General features: G+C 32.3%; 28 protein-coding genes and 2 tRNA genes. 24 read left to right on the top strand and 6 right to left on the bottom strand.

Annotated features, from left to right (window positions below; all coding sequences use genetic code 11):
- Window positions 1-2: 2 nt before the first annotated feature.
- The 16 genes from D1867_RS03945 to D1867_RS03870 all read left to right on the top strand — a co-directional run bounded on the left by D1867_RS03945 (window position 3) and on the right by D1867_RS03870 (window position 9,029).
- Entirely contained in the window at window positions 3-404 is a 402-nt protein-coding gene (locus D1867_RS03945; RefSeq protein ID WP_155861182.1) for a 30S ribosomal protein S8, read from the top strand.
- Window positions 405-416: 12 nt separating this feature from the next.
- Window positions 417-962: a 50S ribosomal protein L6 gene (locus D1867_RS03940; RefSeq protein ID WP_155862897.1), complete on the top strand. Its 546-nt coding sequence runs from the start codon at window positions 417-419 to the stop codon at window positions 960-962.
- Window positions 962-1,363: a 50S ribosomal protein L32e gene (locus tag D1867_RS03935; protein WP_155862896.1), complete on the top strand. Its 402-nt coding sequence runs from the start codon at window positions 962-964 to the stop codon at window positions 1,361-1,363. The genes D1867_RS03940 and D1867_RS03935 overlap by 1 nt, the downstream gene beginning before the upstream one ends.
- Before the next feature lie 2 nt (window positions 1,364-1,365).
- The gene (locus D1867_RS03930) at window positions 1,366-1,824 is read left to right on the top strand and encodes a 50S ribosomal protein L19e (protein WP_338077953.1); all 459 of its coding nucleotides are present in this window, start codon (window positions 1,366-1,368) and stop codon (window positions 1,822-1,824) included.
- A 1-nt stretch (window position 1,825) separates the two neighbouring features.
- A complete protein-coding gene (locus D1867_RS03925; RefSeq protein ID WP_155862895.1) occupies window positions 1,826-2,416 on the top strand; it encodes a 50S ribosomal protein L18 in 591 nt (196 codons plus the stop codon).
- A gap of 2 nt (window positions 2,417-2,418) precedes the next feature.
- The gene (locus tag D1867_RS03920; RefSeq protein WP_155862894.1) at window positions 2,419-3,063 is read left to right on the top strand and encodes a 30S ribosomal protein S5; all 645 of its coding nucleotides are present in this window, start codon (window positions 2,419-2,421) and stop codon (window positions 3,061-3,063) included.
- Window positions 3,064-3,069: 6 nt separating this feature from the next.
- Entirely contained in the window at window positions 3,070-3,540 is a 471-nt protein-coding gene (locus D1867_RS03915; protein WP_338078094.1) for a 50S ribosomal protein L30, read from the top strand.
- A 1-nt stretch (window position 3,541) separates the two neighbouring features.
- On the top strand, window positions 3,542-3,979 hold the full coding sequence (locus D1867_RS03910) for an uL15 family ribosomal protein (protein ID WP_155862893.1): 438 nt from the start codon (window positions 3,542-3,544) through the stop codon (window positions 3,977-3,979).
- Between the two features lie 15 nt (window positions 3,980-3,994).
- Entirely contained in the window at window positions 3,995-5,392 is a 1,398-nt protein-coding gene (gene secY, locus D1867_RS03905) for a preprotein translocase subunit SecY (RefSeq protein ID WP_155862892.1), read from the top strand.
- Between the two features lie 2 nt (window positions 5,393-5,394).
- Complete coding sequence (locus D1867_RS03900; protein WP_155862891.1) at window positions 5,395-5,982, top strand: adenylate kinase; 588 nt, start codon at window positions 5,395-5,397, stop codon at window positions 5,980-5,982.
- A gap of 1 nt (window position 5,983) precedes the next feature.
- On the top strand, window positions 5,984-6,427 hold the full coding sequence (locus tag D1867_RS03895) for a hypothetical protein (RefSeq protein WP_155862890.1): 444 nt from the start codon (window positions 5,984-5,986) through the stop codon (window positions 6,425-6,427).
- A gap of 30 nt (window positions 6,428-6,457) precedes the next feature.
- Window positions 6,458-6,721 carry a 50S ribosomal protein L34e gene (locus tag D1867_RS03890; RefSeq protein WP_155862889.1) on the top strand — a complete coding sequence of 88 codons (264 nt, stop codon included), beginning with the start codon at window positions 6,458-6,460 and terminating at the stop codon, window positions 6,719-6,721.
- Window positions 6,718-7,248, top strand: coding sequence for a (d)CMP kinase (gene cmk, locus D1867_RS03885; protein ID WP_155862888.1), 531 nt, complete (start codon window positions 6,718-6,720; stop codon window positions 7,246-7,248). Before D1867_RS03890 ends, cmk begins: the two co-directional genes overlap by 4 nt.
- A gap of 42 nt (window positions 7,249-7,290) precedes the next feature.
- Entirely contained in the window at window positions 7,291-7,527 is a 237-nt protein-coding gene (cedA1, locus tag D1867_RS03880) for a DNA import protein CedA1 (RefSeq protein WP_152940212.1), read from the top strand.
- 11 nt (window positions 7,528-7,538) lie between these two features.
- Window positions 7,539-8,327, top strand: coding sequence for a DNA import protein CedA (cedA, locus tag D1867_RS03875; protein WP_155862887.1), 789 nt, complete (start codon window positions 7,539-7,541; stop codon window positions 8,325-8,327).
- A gap of 282 nt (window positions 8,328-8,609) precedes the next feature.
- On the top strand, window positions 8,610-9,029 hold the full coding sequence (locus D1867_RS03870) for an archease (protein WP_152940216.1): 420 nt from the start codon (window positions 8,610-8,612) through the stop codon (window positions 9,027-9,029).
- Here D1867_RS03870 and D1867_RS03865 read toward each other — a convergent pair.
- On the bottom strand, window positions 9,026-9,340 hold the full coding sequence (locus D1867_RS03865) for a hypothetical protein (RefSeq protein WP_155862886.1): 315 nt from the start codon (window positions 9,338-9,340) through the stop codon (window positions 9,026-9,028). The genes D1867_RS03870 and D1867_RS03865 overlap by 4 nt on opposite strands.
- A 124-nt stretch (window positions 9,341-9,464) precedes the next feature.
- On the opposite strand from D1867_RS03865, the gene D1867_RS03860 reads away from it, so the two are divergent.
- Window positions 9,465-9,538 (top strand) — tRNA-Phe (locus D1867_RS03860).
- 638 nt (window positions 9,539-10,176) lie between these two features.
- Here D1867_RS03860 and D1867_RS03850 read toward each other — a convergent pair.
- Window positions 10,177-10,251 (bottom strand) — tRNA-Val (locus D1867_RS03850).
- A gap of 32 nt (window positions 10,252-10,283) precedes the next feature.
- Window positions 10,284-10,526 carry a hypothetical protein gene (locus D1867_RS03845; RefSeq protein WP_155862885.1) on the bottom strand — a complete coding sequence of 81 codons (243 nt, stop codon included), beginning with the start codon at window positions 10,524-10,526 and terminating at the stop codon, window positions 10,284-10,286.
- Window positions 10,527-10,594: 68 nt separating this feature from the next.
- Here D1867_RS03845 and D1867_RS03840 point away from each other — a divergent pair, with 68 nt between their 5' ends.
- On the top strand, window positions 10,595-10,906 hold the full coding sequence (locus D1867_RS03840) for a hypothetical protein (protein WP_013775678.1): 312 nt from the start codon (window positions 10,595-10,597) through the stop codon (window positions 10,904-10,906).
- 24 nt (window positions 10,907-10,930) lie between these two features.
- The gene (locus tag D1867_RS03835) at window positions 10,931-11,797 is read left to right on the top strand and encodes a hypothetical protein (RefSeq protein ID WP_155862884.1); all 867 of its coding nucleotides are present in this window, start codon (window positions 10,931-10,933) and stop codon (window positions 11,795-11,797) included.
- Here the strand turns inward: D1867_RS03835 and D1867_RS03830 are convergent.
- A complete protein-coding gene (locus tag D1867_RS03830; RefSeq protein WP_155862883.1) occupies window positions 11,757-12,557 on the bottom strand; it encodes a carbohydrate kinase family protein in 801 nt (266 codons plus the stop codon). The two genes, D1867_RS03835 and D1867_RS03830, sit on opposite strands and share 41 nt — an antisense overlap.
- On the bottom strand, window positions 12,544-12,828 hold the full coding sequence (locus D1867_RS03825) for a hypothetical protein (protein ID WP_155862882.1): 285 nt from the start codon (window positions 12,826-12,828) through the stop codon (window positions 12,544-12,546). The genes D1867_RS03830 and D1867_RS03825 overlap by 14 nt, the downstream gene beginning before the upstream one ends.
- Window positions 12,829-12,977: 149 nt before the next feature.
- Here D1867_RS03825 and hxlB point away from each other — a divergent pair, with 149 nt between their 5' ends.
- The gene (hxlB, locus tag D1867_RS03820) at window positions 12,978-13,565 is read left to right on the top strand and encodes a 6-phospho-3-hexuloisomerase (protein WP_155862881.1); all 588 of its coding nucleotides are present in this window, start codon (window positions 12,978-12,980) and stop codon (window positions 13,563-13,565) included.
- A gap of 45 nt (window positions 13,566-13,610) precedes the next feature.
- The gene (cedB, locus tag D1867_RS03815; protein WP_155862880.1) at window positions 13,611-15,401 is read left to right on the top strand and encodes a DNA import protein CedB; all 1,791 of its coding nucleotides are present in this window, start codon (window positions 13,611-13,613) and stop codon (window positions 15,399-15,401) included.
- On the opposite strand, the gene D1867_RS03810 is transcribed toward cedB, so the two are convergent.
- Window positions 15,394-15,813 carry a hypothetical protein gene (locus D1867_RS03810; RefSeq protein WP_013775684.1) on the bottom strand — a complete coding sequence of 140 codons (420 nt, stop codon included), beginning with the start codon at window positions 15,811-15,813 and terminating at the stop codon, window positions 15,394-15,396. The two genes, cedB and D1867_RS03810, sit on opposite strands and share 8 nt — an antisense overlap.
- Before the next feature lie 52 nt (window positions 15,814-15,865).
- Between D1867_RS03810 and argC the strand changes: the two genes are divergently transcribed.
- The 3 genes from argC to lysM are packed head-to-tail and all read left to right on the top strand — an operon-like array spanning window position 15,866 to window position 18,127.
- Entirely contained in the window at window positions 15,866-16,915 is a 1,050-nt protein-coding gene (gene argC / locus D1867_RS03805; protein WP_155862879.1) for an N-acetyl-gamma-glutamyl-phosphate reductase, read from the top strand.
- 1 nt (window position 16,916) lies between these two features.
- Window positions 16,917-17,705, top strand: coding sequence for a [LysW]-aminoadipate/[LysW]-glutamate kinase (locus D1867_RS03800; protein ID WP_155862878.1), 789 nt, complete (start codon window positions 16,917-16,919; stop codon window positions 17,703-17,705).
- A complete protein-coding gene (gene lysM / locus D1867_RS03795; protein ID WP_013775687.1) occupies window positions 17,702-18,127 on the top strand; it encodes an HTH-type transcriptional regulator LysM in 426 nt (141 codons plus the stop codon). The genes D1867_RS03800 and lysM overlap by 4 nt, the downstream gene beginning before the upstream one ends.

Raw genomic sequence — 18,127 nt, 5'->3', positions numbered from 1 at the left:
ATGTGACTGTAATTAATCCTTTGGCTAATGCATTAGTAACTATTTATAACAACGAGGTTAGGAGAAATAAACAAGCAATAATAATGCCTTCATCTAAGCTAATTATAAACGTACTTAGAGTTATGCAAAAGGAAGGTTACATAGGAGAATTTGAGTATATTGATGATGGTAGATGGGGTAAGGTTGTTGTCCAGTTGTTAGGAAGAATAAATAAGTGCGGTCCAATAACACCTAGATACTCATTAAAGTATAGGGATATGATAAACCTACCACAGCATATTAGAACATATTTGCCATCTAAGGAAATTGGAGTAATTCTCGTCTCTACCTCTAAAGGTGTAATGACTCATAAAGAAGCTGCTAGGCAAAGATTAGGAGGAGTTGCATTAGGTTACGTTTATTGATGGGTGATTTAAATGCTCCAAGTATTAGTGAAAGAATCATTAAAAATTCCTAATAATGTTTCCCTAACTTTAGAGAATGGCAAAATAAAAGTTAAAGGACCTAAAGGTGAAGTAGAGAAGGATATTTCGCATATGAGAGGGATAGAAGTTAGGTTAGAAAATGGAGAATTGATAGTCGAAGCAACATTCGCAAATAAAAGAACTAAATCATTAGTATATACTCTACTTAGGCACGTTCAAAACATGATTACTGGAGTCACTAAAGGCTATAGATATTATCTTAAAATAATATTTACTCATTTCCCTACGTCAGTAAAAGTTGTAGGCAATGAAGTTCAAATCACTAACTTAATAGGAGAAAAGAATATTAGGAGGGCAAAAATACTGCCTGGAGTTAAAGTTACCGTAAAGGGAGAAGATATTATTGTAGAAGGAATTGACCTAGAAAAAGTAGCTCAAACTGCTGCTAATATAGAAAGAGCAAGTAAGATATCAGGATTTGATAGACGTGTCTTTGGAGATGGCATATATATTTATAAAAAAGAGGTGATTGAGTAATGTCTATAAACAAATTAAGTAAAGAAAAGATTTATAAATTGAAGCAGAAATATAACTCTAAAATACCAGATTTTCTAAGATATGACTGGGATAAATACTTTAGATTAGAAAGGCAGGAAAAATGGAGAAAGACTAGAGGAATAGATAATAAAACTAGGCTTAAACTTAAGGGATTTCCACCACCAGTTGATCCAGGATATAGAAAACCTAAAATCATACGCTATTTACATCCTTCTGGCCTAAAGCCAGTAATTATAAATAACGTGAAAGATTTGGAAAATATTGCTAAATTTAAGGATCAAGTAATAGGGATAATCTCTTCTAACGTAGGATTTAAGAAGAGGTTAGAGATAATAAAGAAGGCAACAGAAATGGGTATAAAACTTGCAAATGGTGAGTAAGAGTGCCAGAGTTATATTTACAAAAAAGGTTGGCCGCTGATATAGCTAAAGTAGGTATTAACAATGTAAAAATTCCGCCAGAGAATATTGATGAAGTAAAAGAAGCATTAACTAGGGCAGATATAGCAAGGCTAATTAAAGAAGGCAAGATAATTATTGAGAAGGAAAAAGAAAGATCAAACTCTAAAGTTAAAGAGAGAAGGAAAGCAAGAAGAGTTAAGGGAGAAGGAAGAAGACATGGGAGTAGGAAAGGAAAGAAAACTGCTAGATTTGATGAGCATGAAGCTTGGGTTAACAGAATAAGGAAAATAAGAAAATATCTAAAGTGGCTAAGAGACCATGAAGTCATAGATTCTCATTTATATAGGCAGCTTTATATTAGGGCAAAAGGTGGCTCCTTTAAGAGTATAAGTGATGTTAGATCAGTTTTAATTCAGATGGGAAAATTAAAAGGTGAGTAAGATGGCTTTAGGTCCTAATTATAAGGTTAAGCCAAGGAGAAGAAGAGAAGGTAAAACTAACTATTATAAGAGATATATTTATGTTCTAAGTAGGGCAATAAGGTTAGTTGTTAGGCTTACAAATGAATATGTAATTGTTAGTGTAATGAAATTTGACCCTAAAGGAGATATTACTATAGCATCTGCACATTCAATAGAATTAGTGAAGAAATATGGATGGAAAGGGGATACAAATAATACACCCGCGGCTTATTTAACTGGATTTTTAGCTGGGCTTAGAGCTAAGAAGGCCGGTATTGAGTCTGCTGTAGCAGACATAGGATTATTTACCCCTACAAAAGGTGCAAGAGTATTTTATGCAATAAAAGGAGCACTTGACGCTGGTTTAAAGGTTCCTATGGGCGATATAGAGCTTGATGAAAACAGAATAAAGGGAGTACATATTTCCGAATATGCCAAAAAGTTAGAAGCAGAAAACCCAGAGAAGTTCAATAAACTCTTTTCAAGATATTTAAGTAGAGGATTAAATCCTAAGGATCTTCCTTCTCATTTTGAGGAAGTTTTAAATAAGATAAAAAGTTCTGGTGAATAAGAATGGCAGAAGGCGTACCTACTGCTAATATAGAGGAATGGAAACCTAGAACTAAACTAGGTCAATTAGTTAAAGAGGGTAAGATAACTTCAATAAAGGAAATATTTGAAAAAAATCTAGTCATAACTGAGCCCGAAATAATAGATGCGTTATTGCCTAATTTGAAGTACGAAGTGATAGATATAAAAATGGTTCAAAAACAGACAGATGCTGGAGAGCTTTCTAGATATAAAGTCCTTGTAATTATGGGTAATTTTGATGGTTATGTTGGAATTGGGATGGGTAAAGCTAAGCAATTGAGAGTAGCAATACAGAAAGCAATAAGGGATGCTAAAATGAATATAATTCCAGTTAGAAGAGGATGCGGTAGCTGGGAATGTACATGTGGAGAACCTCATAGTTTACCATTTACTGTAACTGGCAAAGCTGGAAGTGTAGAAGTTACTCTAAAGCCTGCACCAAAGGGGACTGGATTGGTAGTAGGAAGTGTTTTGAAAACATTATTATCTTATGCAGGTATCAAGGACGTTTGGTCATCTAGTAAAGGAGAGACTAGAACTACTGAAAACTTTATCAAGGCCGGATATAATGCACTTTATAATACTTATAAGTTTGTAACGCCTGCAGATTGGGCTAGGAAGAGGTGATGAGGTATTCCTAAGGCAGTTGCCATAGTTAGAATAAGGGGATATGCGCACGCTCCATGGAAAATTCAAGAGACTTTAGAAATGTTAAGATTGCCTAAGGTCTTTAATACAATGATTTATCCTTATACGGAATCATTAAAGGGAATGTTAATTAAAGTAGAGCCATTTATAACTTGGGGCGAAATTTCTGAAGACGGTTTAAATGCTCTTCTAAATAGGTTAGAGACATGCAAAGGTGAGAAAATTACAGAAGAGTACATAAAAACTAAATTATCCATGGATTTAAATACATTTAAAACAAAACTGCTTTCAGGAGAATTGGCGTTAAACAAGCTTGATAACATATTCAAGCTTCCCATAAGGTTACATCCACCAAGTGGTGGATTTAAAGGAAAGATTAATGCACCTTATAAATCAAAGGGAGAATTTGGTTATAGAGGGTTAGAAATAAATAACCTAATAAAGAGGATGGTATGAAATGGTGGTCAGAAAAGAGAAAAAATCGAGAAAAATGCGCGGATACAGAACAATGGGTTGGGGATCTAAAGGCCAGCATAGAAATAGAGGGGCTAAAGGTGGAAGACAAGTAGGCATGCATAAACATAAATGGTCATGGTTAGTCAAGTATGGAAAAGATTGGTATGGTAAACATGGTTTTGTAAATCCCACTAGTGTTAAAATTAGTGCCATCAGCTTAAGAGATTTGCAAACATCTATAGAGAACGGTAGTATTAAAATTGATGAGAAAGATGGAAAGAAAATAGTTGACTTAACCAAGTATGGATTTGATAAACTACTTGGAAGTGGCAATCTAAATATTAGCGGATTAAACATAATTGTGAGACATGCTACTGAAAAAGCAAAACAAAAATTAGAAAAAATAGGTGGACAAGTTATTTTAACCCCTAATTCTTAATGTTTTTGAGATTTCATGTCATTTATTGACTTTCTTGCAGCGCTTGGTAAGGATTTACCCGCAGTTAGAAAGCCTAGGCATAAACCTAATTTAAACCAAAAAATAATGTGGTCAGTATTAGCAGTTATTGTTTATCTAGTAATGTCGTCTGTACCACTTTATGGTATTCAATCTACATCCCTTAGTAATTTTTTGATAGAACAAGTTATTTTTGCATCAACTGCAGGTACACTTGCTCAGTTAGGTATAGGTCCTATAATAACTGCAGGTTTAATTATGCAAATTCTAGTTGGATCGAAGTTAATTAATATTGACTTAGGTAATGAAGATGATAGAGCTAAGTTTACTGAAGCACAAAAAGGTCTAGCCTTCATATTTATACTAATAGAAGCATCCCTATTTGGATATGTATTAACTAAAGGTGCAATTATTACATCTGTGCAAATAGAGCTAGCTACTATAATTACCGCGCAGCTAGTAGCAGCAACTTTCTTTATACTATTACTTGATGAGATGATACAAAAAGGCTGGGGATTAGGATCTGGGGTTAGCTTATTCATACTTGCAGGTGTGATGAAAATAATTTTCTGGTATATGTTTGGAATTGTTACTGTAAGTTCCCAAAACCTTCCAATAGGATTCTTTCCTACTTTAATTTCTTTAATAGCAAGTCACGGTAATTTGCTTAGCATTATTGTAAATACTACTAAACCCTTTGAACCTGATTTAGTAGGCTTAGTATCAACTATTACATTAATAATCCTTATAGTTTATCTTACGTCGATAAACATTCAAATACCCGTTACTTCACAAAGGTTGAGAGGAATAAGAAGAACAATACCGCTTAATTTCCTATATGTTAGTAGCATACCAGTTATATTTGTAAGCGTTTTAGGAGCAGATATCCAATTATTTGCTTCTCTTTCCTCCTATTCTAACTCTACTCTCGCGAGTATACTAAATGACATAGCTAGTGCTTTTGAATTTCCACCACCAAATTCTAAAATACCTCATAGCGTTTATGCTGTTGTTCTAGATCCAGTGGGCGCTGTTATCTATGCGATAGTATTTATCACATTAGGCGTATTATTTGGATTAATTTGGGTTGAAGTAGCTGGTTTAGATCCTGCAACTCAAGCTAAACAATTAGTGGAGGCAGGAATAGAGATTCCAGGCATGAGGAGCAATACTAAAATGATTGAAGCTATTCTATCTAAATATATCTATCCTTTAGCATTCTTTAGCTCTCTTATAGTAAGTGTGATAGCAGTTGGTGCAACTTTTCTAGGAGTATATGGTACAGGAGTTGGAATATTATTAGCAGTTACTATAGCCATTCAATACTATAGTTTATTAGCTTATGAGAGGTCTATTGAAATGTACCCATTATTGAGAAGACTGGTAGGTGAGTAAAAATGAAAATGGGTATAGTAACAGGCATACCTGGAGTTGGCAAAACTACTGTATTAAGTAAGGTATCGGAGATATTATCTTCTGAAAATAGAAAATATAAAATAATGAATTATGGTGACTACATGTTAAACACTGCTATTTCTGAAGGATTTGTTAGTAATAGAGATGAAATGCGAAAATTACCTCTTTCAAAGCAAAGAGAATTGCAACTAATAGCTGCAAAGAAAATTGTAGAGGATGCAGAAAAATTGGGGGAAGATGGTTTAGCCTTTATAGACACTCATGCAGTTATAAGAACACCCGCAGGCTATCTCCCTGGATTACCAAAACATGTTATAGAAATCTTATCTCCTCAAGTAATATTTTTACTTGAAAGTAATCCTGAGGATATTTTAAATAGACAAAAAAGGGATAAAGGTAGGATTAGATCTGATTATGCAGATATAAATGTAATTAATGAAACTATTAATTTTGCGAGATATGCTGCTATGGCATCTGCAGTGCTAGTTGGTGCTTCTGTAAAGATAGTAATTAATAAAGAAGGAGATCCTACCATTGCAGCTAAAGAGATAATTTCGTCAATGATGTAATATGGAAATTTATCTTTTTTATATTATTCTTTTATCATTTTTTTCCAATTTTGTTGTTTATCTTTTTTATAAGTATTATATTAGTAAAAAACTAAATTACATCATAATTAAGTTAAAGGAGTATGATGAGAGATTAGGTAAGATAGTATCAGATAAAAGAAAAGAAAAAGTCCAAAAGAAAATTCAAAACGAAATAAAATCGTATAATTCTACTATGTATTTCTACTCATTTATGCAAACTGCACTATTAATTTTTATATACTTTATAGATTTATCATTAGTAGTTTTTAGAATGAATTTTAATGTATGTTTGCCTTACTATATACCGTTAATTTCAATTCAATATAATGGTAAATATATTATTCCATACTCGTCCTTTATAATATTTATTTTATCGTTTGTTCTATTTACTCCTATATCTCTGAGACGCCCGAAGATTATATAAATTAAAGATATATTTTCTTATTGATAAGCAATGCCTAAACCACAGTTTAGGTCTAGGTCTTATAGAAAAATACATATTAGAACTCCTAGTGGTGAATCCACGCTTCATTTTGAAAGAAGAAAGAATAAATTAGCTCACTGTGCTATGTGCGGAAATCCTCTAAATGCAGTAAAGACTAACAAAATTTATTCGTTCTCTTTATCTGAGAAAAGGCCAGAGAGACCTTTTGGTGGGTACTTGTGCCATAAGTGTCTTGAAAATTTGATCAAGTTGAGTGTGAGAGGAATATCATGATTATTGTTATAAGTGGGCCTTCTGGCAGTGGAAAAACCACTGTTGCCAAAATTTTGTCTGAAAAACTGAAACTTAGGTTTGTATCTGCAGGACAGTTATTTAGAGAAATGGCGGCAAGTTTAGGAAAAGATATAATTGAGATGAATAAATCTGCAGAAAAAAAATTTGATATAGATAAATTAATAGATGAGAAAATCCTAGACGAAGCAAAAAAAGGAAATGTAATTATAGAGTCTCATATAGCTGGTTGGTTACTTAGTGGGATTGCTGATTATACAATATATCTTTGGGCTAATATCGAGGAAAGAGCTAAAAGGATATCAATTAGAGATAAAATTCCCTATGAAGAAGCTCTAATTAAAATTATGGAAAGAGAACAAAGTCATTATTTTAGATTTTGGAAATATTATGGGATAGATTTGCTAGATTTAACTCCTTTTGATATGGTTATAAATACTTCTAATATAGATATTAATAGAATAGTAAATATTATCCTTGAGTATATTGGTAAAAACACTTCCGTTTAGGTCTCCTAGCTTTATTAAATGTCTTATAATTTTAGGTCAAGAATGTCTGGTATAGAGAGTCTAATATCTAATTTAACGACTCAAATAACAGAAACTGCATGGAGTATATTTATATTATCATGGGCAGTAGGTTGGGCCTTAAGAGGCTCTCCTATCCCAATATTTAGAATAAAGCGAGGTGGCCAAGATATTATAGAAGATGCTATAATAGCGGCTTTTTGGTTAGCCATAGGTAGCACAGTATTTAGTTTAATATCATACTTAGCAGGTCAAGTGTGAGGTGATAATAATTGTTTAATATAGGCGAAATGTTATTTCTTGCTTCCTCGCTTGGGGCATTAACTTACTTTATTGGAACGTTAATTATGGGTCTTCCAATACCGATATATGGAGTAAAAAGATGGGGGCCAAAATTAATATTAGACGGATTATACGTTACTGCATTAATTAATGCTTATGGTAGTATTCTGACTTTATCATCCATGATTCAGTCATATCTAGGTGCTACATGGTGTAACTACTTTAAGTGGGTATGTTGTTTAATAATTCAAGAAATTGCTCTTAATACATTCTTAAGAACGATATACGGAATAATAGCAGTAGCTAGCGGTCCTGCTGCAGGAGTCTTATTATCTGAGGTCGGTGTACTTTTTTCATTATTTGGAAGTTTAATAACTACTTCAGAAACATTACTTATAATAGCAAGAATAGTTTATGAATATTCTCAAGTATTTGTAGCTTTAGGTATATTATTAATTTCTATACCATTTAGAGTCGGAAGAGGGGTAGGAGGTTCACTTATAGGATTTTCTATAGTATTTTATGCCGGATTGCCATATTTGCCTAATTTTCTAACATCATTAGGAGTCAACGTTCTACAAGGTTTAAATAACATACCTAATAATAATGTATGTTGTATTATAATTTATCTCATGACTAAAGTCGTTCCACTGCTTATTGAAGGTACTATAGTATTTCCTATAGCGTACATGATTATATTAAGTGGTATTTCTGTAGGTGTAGGTGCTGCAATAAGCGGATACTCATCTAGGTTACCAATTCCTATAGAAATATTTTAGAGTGTGATAAGATGAAAAGTAGAGATATATTACTTTTTCTCCTTATTATTAACTCAATAATAGTTTATTGTTTTACAAAAAATATATTATATTCTGTTATAGATATATTTTTGGCGATTGGTATATATTTCTCTAACTATATCATTTCGAGGAAGCTTGCTGACCAGTAGCTGTACCTCTTTTTTCTTTCTTTATTTCTTTTGTCATAAATAGAGTAGTTTTTTGTCTTCCGCCCATTTTTAATCAATAACGTTAAATCCTACTAAGGTTAAAAGTGTTTTTATGAAGAAATTTGAGTTCTTTGACAATACAGCAGATGTTGGGATAAAGGCCTATGGTAGAACTCTTGAGGAAGCCTTTGAGAACTCCGCTTTAGCAGTTTTTGAGGTAATGACTGATACCTCTAAAGTGGATCCGGTAGAAGAGAGAAAGGTAACTATAGATGGAATAGACTTAGAAAACTTATTATATAGATGGATTGAGGCCCTTTTAGTATACTATGATTCAGAATTAATGCTATTTAGTAAATTTAAAGTGAAAATTGATCAAGATAATATGAGATTGGAAGGAGAAGCTTGGGGTGAAAAGTTTAATGAGGAAAAACACGAGAGAAGAACACTAGTAAAAGCAATGACTTATAGCTTAATGTCTATTAATAAAGTAGGGGACATGTATGAAATTACCTTTGTAGTAGATATTTAAATACTTGCAATTAATTTTCTCAACATATTCTCGTCATCTATGTTAATTATCTCTATTTTGCCATGTTTTTGGGCTATTTTGTTGCAAAGCTTTAAGGTAGTTAATAAAAATATCTTTTCGAATGACAGATTATCAAGCTTTTTACTTACATAGTCAAGTATTTTATCTTCTTCATAACAATTGTTTTCCCAATTATAAAATGAAATTGGTATATGTAATATCTCATTTAATATATATATATCTTTTTTATCCTGAAGATGTAATATCTTATTTATATCTATCTTATTTAAAAATACTATAAGTGTTTTCATGTTGGGGTCTCTGGAGACCCTATATCATTGACCCCTAATAAAGGGTTCTCCTAGGGTGTCGCCAGACCCCAATTAACTAATTATCATCGAAAGATTTAAGTTTGAAGATTTCAAGAAATATATTGCCGCCGTAGCTCAGCCCGGGAGAGCGCCCGGCTGAAGACCGGGTTGTCCGGGGTTCAAATCCCCGCGGCGGCACTGCGAGGTTAGGGAAGCACCCCCTAAGACCTCCAATGTTATTTCCACAACCTTATCTAAGGGGCCAATGTAACGCTCTCTTACGTTTACCTTCTTTGTTCTTCTCTATAGAGTAAACATTAGTGCTTCTTCCCTCTCTGACGGATATTCCGGCTGAGAAAACTCTATAATCCATATTTGTATTATGCCCTTTGTAAAGATATAAGTATCGGACTATTGGTATAGTAGAATTGATATTGAGCGGCAAAGATTTCTCAGCTCTAGAAACTAATTCTATTAGCATCCGCTTAGATGAAACTTCATGAGACTCGTCTAATGTCTCTTAATAGTTTCTATTGCTTTAGATGCATTAAGTAAAATCGTTATTTATATCTATTAATGTAAACAGATTAAGAGAAGAGGCGGGAGGAGGCCCCAGCTTCACTCTACCACGGTTCTCGTGGACTGTTAGCTGGGTATGGCCTAACTTTATATAAGACTTTTGATTAATAAAAATTACCAGTATCCTTGTTATGTATATGTTTATTAGTTAGATTGATTATAATTTGAAATTTCTTAATCTATAAAATTTTATGATATAATTTTACCTTTTGGACTGTATTTACTTGCAATTCTATAAAAGAGTAGAACGTAAAATATGGGCCCAGCGGGATTTGAACCCGCGATCACTGCCGTGTGAGGGCAGCGTCCTAACCAGGCTAGACTATGGGCCCAATTGACAATATTAATGAGTTAAATAAAAATTTTAAGTTACTTCTTCTGGCACTTCTACAAGGATTACATAAATATCTTTCATATCAGCTAAATCCGGGTCTATATCTATTGCTTTTAATCTATCCTCCATTTTATTCATATCAAGGATTAAAATTTTAAAATCTGGATACAAACTTTTAGCTTCATTATAAGATATTTCAGCCTCTTTTTTATTCTTTTGAATGTCAAAAATTCCTGCAGATTCTAAGATTGTTGAGCCATAGACAGACTTCATTGCTGGTAATATTAGATTTTAGGTTTTTTATATGCTTTTTTGACTGAAGCTAATAATATTGAGAAAATATGCCTTCAATAAAGGTAATATTTGGTTCTTATGGTGATAACGGAGTTACTTCACTATTGTACGAGGTTATTCAAAGTCTGCCAAATAAATACGATATAAAAATAGATGTAGAGACTGATTTGCTTTATGATTATTCTTCGCCTATGATAGAAATCGATGGTAGGAGAATATTATTTGATTATATAGATGAAAATGATGCAAAAGTTAAATTAAGTAAATTAATTAAGGGAGAACTAATAGAAGATCATAAGCCTTTTAAGATCTTTTATAGTCAAAACGGTATTTTTGGTAATGGAGTGTCAGTCTTATAAATAATTCTTTACTTCCTATATTATGTGAATATAATTTTAGGTGGAGGAATTTCAGGCTTACTTTTAGCTTCCTTAAATAAGGAGGAATCTTTAATTCTAGAGCTACAACACGAAGTTGGTGGATTATTTGCTACGGAAGAAATTTCAGGAATTAATATCTCTATTATTCCTCCAATAGTGAGTAATCCTAACTTTATGGAAGGGCTAAAATATCATGAATATAATCCTACAATAATTTCTGAAAAATCAAAATATTTAAAAGATAAGATTTGTAAGGAATGCGAAACATTTCCATCATGGTTAGATTTCAATAGGAAGAAGTTTTGGATCGATAATTTTAGTGAAATTATTTCCGATCTTGGTAAAGGGGTTAAAATTATTAATGAATACCCTATAATTATAAAAGATAAAAAAATTATTACTAATAAAGGTAGGTCAGTGATTTTTGATAAAATATATAATACAATTTCAAGAAAAGAATTATTAAAGCTAATTGGTTATAATGACCCTAACTTAAAGTCAGTGTCAGCATTTATAACCATATTGATAACTAAAGGAGAGAAGGAGTGGGACGTGTATATCAATGGGGATACGGGTATAGTGTTTTCTCATATAATTAGAAAAAATATAGAGAGCGAGATCTTTGTTAACTATATATATTCATTCTTTACTTCTAAATTGCCTGATATTAAAAAGGTATTTAGTGATCTAAAAAGGACTCACCTATTTTCTAGAGATGAAATATTAGCTTATCGATCACATGTTATTAAAGACGCAATATTATACGGCACTCCTTCAATTGAACTAGATTTTATAAAAAATTGTGGTAGATTGGGTCTATGGAAAAACATTAGCTTAGAAGAAGCTGTAGATTTGGTCCGTAAATGCTAAATTTTTGTGAAGCTAGTTTTGAAAGTCTTGCAGCTTCTTCTATTTTTACTCCTTTAACCCTTAATGTGAAATAAAATCCTAATAGGAAATCTCCGTTTCCTACTTCGTAATTTCCTCTATTTTCGACGGTCTCTTTTAAAATACCATTTTTGCTGTAAATCTCAAACCCTAGGTCTCCGTAACTTATTATAATCTCCTTAAATCCTACGTCTAAAAGTTTTTTAATATCTAATTTTCCATTATTTTTTTCCTCAATGTTAGCATGTGCGACCATATAGTTAGGCTTATATGGGATGTAATTTATTTCCTTATATGTAATTTCCTTGTCTGTTTCACATTTTCTTATAATTCCCTGAAAATCTACGGCTAATGGGATATTTAATACATTTACTTGATCTAAGTCAATTTCATTACATACTGGATTAATTATTAATCCATCTATGTTACCTAGACTTACTTTATTAAAATCTATTTTAGATCCTGGAGATTTCAATTTTAAGGTCCTTTTTCCATTATTTATAATTATTTCAAATCTCAAATTATTTTTTATATTAATTATAAAATCCTCTTTAATATAATCTGGCAATTCAAACTTGAAATCCTCGCCCTTTATTGAATATACGTGAGGCTCTCCGCCCGCTATATAAACTCCTAAACTAGAGTATATTGGTGGTCCTCCAGCTTTTTCATATATTATATTATTTTCATGAATTTCGTCTATAGTATAACTTCCCATAATACCTATACTAATCTTCCTCATTATCTTCCTCTTCTCCTTCTTCCTCTTCTTCTCTTATTTCTTGTGGTCTCTTCTTTAACCATAATGCGTTTTTATGTGCTATTATATGAGCGACCAGATCCTCTACATGGTAAAAATATGTGCTGTAGTCCGGAATTCCTCCTTTTTTGCAGACGGGATTACAAAATGGACAAGCATAAAGTTTTAAGTCATCGTCGTAACACACTTCTACTTCTTTTCCTTTTACATTAATCTTAACTACCTTCCACTTAGGGAGCCATCTAGTACTCATTAAAAATCATTATTATCATTTTGTAATTATAACTTAAAATACTATTCACATACATAACAAACTTTATAAACTATTCATCCTATAGTTTCACGGCGAATCGGTTGTCTTCATCCTCCTCACTTCTTAATCTACCTCTAAGCTTAAAGACAATGTACGATTTAGCAGAGTTTGTGATTAGAGCCGCACAGCTTATTAAACCTGACCAAGTGGAAAAAATGATAGACACTCTAGAAAATTTTTATAAAAATAATAGAAATGGGAAAGTATTGGTTATGGGAGCTGGTAGAAGTGGTTTAGTTGGAAGAGCATTTGCAATGAGGCTTTTACATTTAGGTTACAATGCGTATGTATTAGGGGAGACTATAGTTCCAGCTATCGGTAAGAATGATTTGGCGATCGCAATTTCTGGCTCTGGAAGAACTAGATTAATTTTAACCGCGGCGGAGGCTGCCAAAGAAGCTAAGGCAACTTTAATAGCAGTAACAAGTTATGCAGATAGTCCAATTGGTAAAATTGCAGATGTTGTAGTTGAAGTGCCAGGTAGAACCAAATATTCACAATTTGAAGATTATTTTGCAAGGCAGATTTTGGGAATAACTGAACCCCTAGCTCCTTTAGGCACGTTATTTGAAGATACTACTCAAATGTTTTTAGACGGAGTTGTGGCTGAGTTAATGTTAAGGCTAAAGAAGACTGAAGAAGACTTGAGGCAGATTCATGCTAATATCGAACTTTAGAAGTTTCGGTTTCCTCCCCCTAATATTATTTCTCAAATTATTTTGATGAACGAGGATAAGATATCTTTCGTTTTTGTTTCAATATTAATTATGGTTCTCACAATAGTTTATAGAAATCCATTACTATTGTTACTATTAGTTGTTGTAAGTCTTGTTGCATTTAAATATGGAAAAATCGATATTGGATCGTTAATTCGAAAGATTCCATTTTTTAACAATTCAATAAATTTATCTAGTATTAAGATAGAGGACGGATATATACAAAAAGGCAATGAATATATAGGAGTACTGTTAATTTATGATATACCCGTAGATTATAAAGATTTGAGTGAAAATAGCTTAAGAAATTCTATAGCTTCATTCTATAAAATATTACAAGTAGGCGAGCAAGTAGATATATTCTTTAGGAAGAAATATGTAGACAGTATAAAATATAAAGAAGTTCTATTACATAAGGCTCAAAATTTAAGAATTATAATAGATTCTGACCCATCTAACAGTAAGGCAAAAAGGGAGCTAGAGATAATTAATTTTCTTCTAGATAGAATATCAGAAGGCGAATATCCATTTAAGTATGAAATCTATCTTTTAATACATTCCAAAAATAAAGAGAGGGCTATACAATTGGCAGAAGTTATAAGTAAAGGATTAGAAGGATTAAATATAAGATCCAGGCTAGCGAAAAAAGATGAGATCTCAAATCTTATTTTTTTAAGTGAATGTAAGTGTAATAAAATTTCTATTCCTAGCCAAGTGCCTTTCTTAACTCCATTTTCTGTAGATAAGCTTCCTAAGTTTCAACTTAGAAATGATGGCATTCTTTTAGGTAAGGATATAAATCATGGAATTCCAGTTTTCTGGAATATAGATACTAGTGAGAATCCGCATATGCTAATTATTGGACCTACTGGTGCGGGAAAAACTGAATTTCTAATTAATACTTCTTTACAGCTATCACTTAATTATTCAATTCCTATAGTATTTTTTGATACAAAAGGTGATATAAAGCAAAGAATAATAAAGCGAGGATTAGAAGTGAAAATATTAAATCCATTATATCATGGAATTTCATTACTTAAAGCCAATAATATACCAATACAAGTTAGAGCAATGCAAATAGAAAAGATATTAACAAATTCTTTTGACTTAGATAAGATTCATAGTTCTATAATATTTAAATTAATATATGATACTCTAGAAGATTATTATTCTGGCAAAATTTCCTACTTAAACTGGGACGTAATAGACGAGAAAGCAAAGTCCATGCTAGATGAGATAACATATCTTTACATTTCAAAAATAATCAAAATTATTAAAAGTCTAGATCACGGAGGTGATCTAGTAGATTATATAACCACTGGACTTAATGTAATAGACATTACGATGATTAAAAGTGAAACTTTGAGAAAGATAATCATGTATACAATTATAACCGATATTTATAATAAATTTTCAAGCTCGGTTGATAATGGAACTAAAATAGTTCTAGTGTTGGACGAAGCATGGACTGTAATTAAGAATGAAAAAGTTGACTATCCTTTAGTTGCGGATTTAGTGAAGAGAGGTAGAGGGCATGGAATTGCGTTACTTATGGCTACTCAAAACGTAGAAGACTTAGGAGAGATGTCCTCTGTTTATCTCGATAATATTGGACTCTTGATTTTTATGAACAATGGAGATAAGGAATTTTGGAATAATGTTGTAAAGAGATTTGTTAACATTAACGATGAGGAAATCTATAATAATTTAACGTTTTTAGGTAGAGGAGAAGCCCTAGTGCGATTCTTAGGGGATCCTAGACCGTTATTAATAAAAACCGATATTATAACTAGCTAGCTCTTTCTAAAATAGTCTGCAGCGCTATCTTTATCTTATTATAACATAAGTCGTCATTAACATTATTTATACTTATTTCCTTTAAATCATCCTTATCGAAAACAATATTATAATCTATTTTATCATTATTCTTGCTATCTTCAAGTATCTTACTTAACGCATTAATGTAGGCTTTACTTAAAGTTAATTTTCTTCTAACTATTATTTTCATTAAAGGAGGGGTGTAGTATACTTCTGCTATTATTTCGCCTTTTCTACTTTTTATGTAATCTATACTTCCTTTACTTCCTTTAACTGGAGAAAATCCAGATTCCAATAAACTCAATAAATACTCATAGTATTCTAGCTCTTTTTTTAAATTAGATATCTTATTTTCAAGGAACTTTCTCAGCTCGTCTGTGTTAGACTCCATTGATTAAAATATATCAACATTATTTATAAGTGGATTCTCCTTTTCTACAATAATGATAAGAGTTGCAGTAATAGGCGGTTCGGGTTACACTGGTGGCGAATTACTAAGAATATTATCAATACATAGTAAAGTAGAAATAACCTTAGTTACGTCTAGAGAATATGCAGGAAAGCCAATTTCTTTAGTTCATCCTAATTTAAAGGGAATACTCAATATGAATTTTTCTCAATTATCTTTAGATAAAATTGGGGATAAAGCAGATACGGTATTTTTAGCACTTCCGCATAAGGTGTCATTAAATTATGTGCCCAAATTACTTGAAATGGGTTTACAAGTAATAGATTTAAGCGCAGATTTCAGACTAAAAGATCCAGAAGAATACAAAAAATGGTATGGAATAGAGCATCCATACCCTGATTTACTTAAAAAATCTGTTTATGGTTTACCAGAACTTCACTATGAAGAGTTAAAGGGAGCTAAGCTTATTGCTTCTCCTGGATGTAACGCTACAGCAACTATTTTGGCATTAGCACCGGTAGTCGGTAACGGGATTTCAGCCGATTTGAAGTTTATTAGCGATGTAAAAGTTTCTAGCAGCGAAGGAGGGATGAAACCTAGAGAAGGTAGCCATCATCCTGAAAGAGAGAACGCTATTAGGCCATATGAACCAGAAGGCCATAGGCATGCTGCAGAAGCTGAACAAGAATTAAGCCTATTAGCAAAGAAACCAGTAAAAGTTAGTATAGTTCCTCACGCTGTAAGTAGCATAAGAGGTGCTCTAGCTTCAGCCCATGCCTGGCTTAATGATAATTATGATGATATTGAAATATGGAAAAAGATTGCTGAGTTTTATCGTGGCAGGAAATTTATAAGAATTATTAGGGGAGGACTTCATCCATATCCAGATCCTAAATACGTAATAGGTAGTAATTTCGCTGATATAGGATTTGCACAAGAGAGGAGAATTATGAGACTTACTATGTTTGCGGCAATAGATAATTTAGTTAAAGGTGCAGCCGGTCAAGCAGTTCAAAACTTTAATATATCAAGAGGCTTCAATGAAGACGAAGGTTTAAGAGCACCACCATTGAGGCCTGCCTAAAATGATAGTAGTAAAAGCTGGAGGAAGAGTTATAAAAAATTCTTTACAAAATTTAATTGATAGTATTATATCATACAATGGCAAATTAATATTTGTGCACGGCGGAGGAGACATAGTGACTGAGTATTCTAAAAGGATGGGAATAGAACCAAGATTTGTTACATCGCCAGAAGGTATAAGAAGTAGATACACAACTAGGGAAGAATTAGATGTTTATGTAATGGCTATGGCGTTAATAAATAAAAACATTGTAACGGCGTTAAGCACTAGAGGCAAGTTGGCAATAGGAATAAGCGGTGCTGACTCTGCAATAGTAAAAGCAAATAGAAAAAAGAGAATAATGATAATTGATGACAGAGGAAAGAAAAGAATAATAGATGGGGGTTATACTGGTAAAATCTACGAGGTGAATGCAAATTTATTAAATACTATTTCTAATGTTTTTGATTATATTATATTATCTCCTATTGCTATAGATATTTCTGAGGGCATAATGCTTAATGTGGATGGGGATCAGATGGCTTTTAGCGTGGCTTCTGCTATTAAAGCGGATACATTAGTTATTCTAACTGACGTAAAAGGAGTTCTTCAAGATGGTGAAGTAGTTAAAAAAATTTCAAAATACGAGGCAGAAGAATTCGCTAAAAAAGTTGGAGCTGGAATGAATAGAAAAATACTGATGGCAGCAGAAGCAGTTAAGAATGGTGTTAATAAAGTTATAATCTCGTCCGGATTAGAGAAAGATGCTATTAATAAGGCTCTCAGTGGAGAAGGTACGGTGATAGAATGAGTAGTAAAATTGATAATAATGATTTAAAAATTCTGGAAACGTTAAAAAAGAATGCTAGGACTCCATATACCTTAATCGCTAAAGATCTAAAGATAAGCGAAGCAGCAGTTAGAAAAAGAATAGAGAAATTAATTAGATTGGGAATAATAAAGAGATTTACTATAGAATATGAATTAGAAAACGAAATAAAAGCAATTGTTATGGTTAAATCTACTCCTCAAATTCCTACGCCAGAAATTTCAAAGAAGATAATTAAGATTTCTGGCGTAGAGACTGTTTACGAAACTACTGGAGATTACGATATAATAACCATAGTACGAGGAATTAATATAGCAGAGATAAACAAAACAATAGATGAGATTAGAAGTATTCAGGGCGTTATAAGTACTACAAGTACTATTATACTTAGGACATGGTACTAA

The organism is Acidianus infernus, assembly GCF_009729545.1.
Classification (GTDB): Archaea; Thermoproteota; Thermoprotei_A; order Sulfolobales; family Sulfolobaceae; genus Acidianus; species Acidianus infernus.
The sequence above is the reverse complement of the archived record's forward strand: the minus strand, read 5'-3'. Positions and strand labels throughout refer to the sequence as shown.

Bases quoted from the DNA above. Each gene is read 5' to 3' on its own strand.
- D1867_RS03940 (WP_155862897.1), top strand. From the start codon at position 417: ATGCTCCAAGTATTAGTGAAAGAATCATTAAAAATTCCTAATAATGTT.
- D1867_RS03935 (WP_155862896.1), top strand. From the start codon at position 962: ATGTCTATAAACAAATTAAGTAAAGAAAAGATTTATAAATTGAAGCAG.
- D1867_RS03925 (WP_155862895.1), top strand. From the start codon at position 1,826: ATGGCTTTAGGTCCTAATTATAAGGTTAAGCCAAGGAGAAGAAGAGAA.
- D1867_RS03920 (WP_155862894.1), top strand. From the start codon at position 2,419: ATGGCAGAAGGCGTACCTACTGCTAATATAGAGGAATGGAAACCTAGA.
- D1867_RS03910 (WP_155862893.1), top strand. From the start codon at position 3,542: ATGGTGGTCAGAAAAGAGAAAAAATCGAGAAAAATGCGCGGATACAGA.
- secY (WP_155862892.1), top strand. From the start codon at position 3,995: ATGTCATTTATTGACTTTCTTGCAGCGCTTGGTAAGGATTTACCCGCA.
- D1867_RS03900 (WP_155862891.1), top strand. From the start codon at position 5,395: ATGAAAATGGGTATAGTAACAGGCATACCTGGAGTTGGCAAAACTACT.
- D1867_RS03895 (WP_155862890.1), top strand. From the start codon at position 5,984: ATGGAAATTTATCTTTTTTATATTATTCTTTTATCATTTTTTTCCAAT.
- D1867_RS03890 (WP_155862889.1), top strand. From the start codon at position 6,458: ATGCCTAAACCACAGTTTAGGTCTAGGTCTTATAGAAAAATACATATT.
- cmk (WP_155862888.1), top strand. From the start codon at position 6,718: ATGATTATTGTTATAAGTGGGCCTTCTGGCAGTGGAAAAACCACTGTT.
- cedA1 (WP_152940212.1), top strand. From the start codon at position 7,291: ATGTCTGGTATAGAGAGTCTAATATCTAATTTAACGACTCAAATAACA.
- D1867_RS03870 (WP_152940216.1), top strand. From the start codon at position 8,610: ATGAAGAAATTTGAGTTCTTTGACAATACAGCAGATGTTGGGATAAAG.
- D1867_RS03865 (WP_155862886.1), bottom strand. From the start codon at position 9,340: ATGAAAACACTTATAGTATTTTTAAATAAGATAGATATAAATAAGATA.
- D1867_RS03845 (WP_155862885.1), bottom strand. From the start codon at position 10,526: ATGAAGTCTGTCTATGGCTCAACAATCTTAGAATCTGCAGGAATTTTT.
- D1867_RS03840 (WP_013775678.1), top strand. From the start codon at position 10,595: ATGCCTTCAATAAAGGTAATATTTGGTTCTTATGGTGATAACGGAGTT.
- D1867_RS03830 (WP_155862883.1), bottom strand. From the start codon at position 12,557: ATGAGGAAGATTAGTATAGGTATTATGGGAAGTTATACTATAGACGAA.
- D1867_RS03825 (WP_155862882.1), bottom strand. From the start codon at position 12,828: ATGAGTACTAGATGGCTCCCTAAGTGGAAGGTAGTTAAGATTAATGTA.
- hxlB (WP_155862881.1), top strand. From the start codon at position 12,978: ATGTACGATTTAGCAGAGTTTGTGATTAGAGCCGCACAGCTTATTAAA.
- cedB (WP_155862880.1), top strand. From the start codon at position 13,611: ATGAACGAGGATAAGATATCTTTCGTTTTTGTTTCAATATTAATTATG.
- D1867_RS03810 (WP_013775684.1), bottom strand. From the start codon at position 15,813: ATGGAGTCTAACACAGACGAGCTGAGAAAGTTCCTTGAAAATAAGATA.
- argC (WP_155862879.1), top strand. From the start codon at position 15,866: ATGATAAGAGTTGCAGTAATAGGCGGTTCGGGTTACACTGGTGGCGAA.
- D1867_RS03800 (WP_155862878.1), top strand. From the start codon at position 16,917: ATGATAGTAGTAAAAGCTGGAGGAAGAGTTATAAAAAATTCTTTACAA.
- lysM (WP_013775687.1), top strand. From the start codon at position 17,702: ATGAGTAGTAAAATTGATAATAATGATTTAAAAATTCTGGAAACGTTA.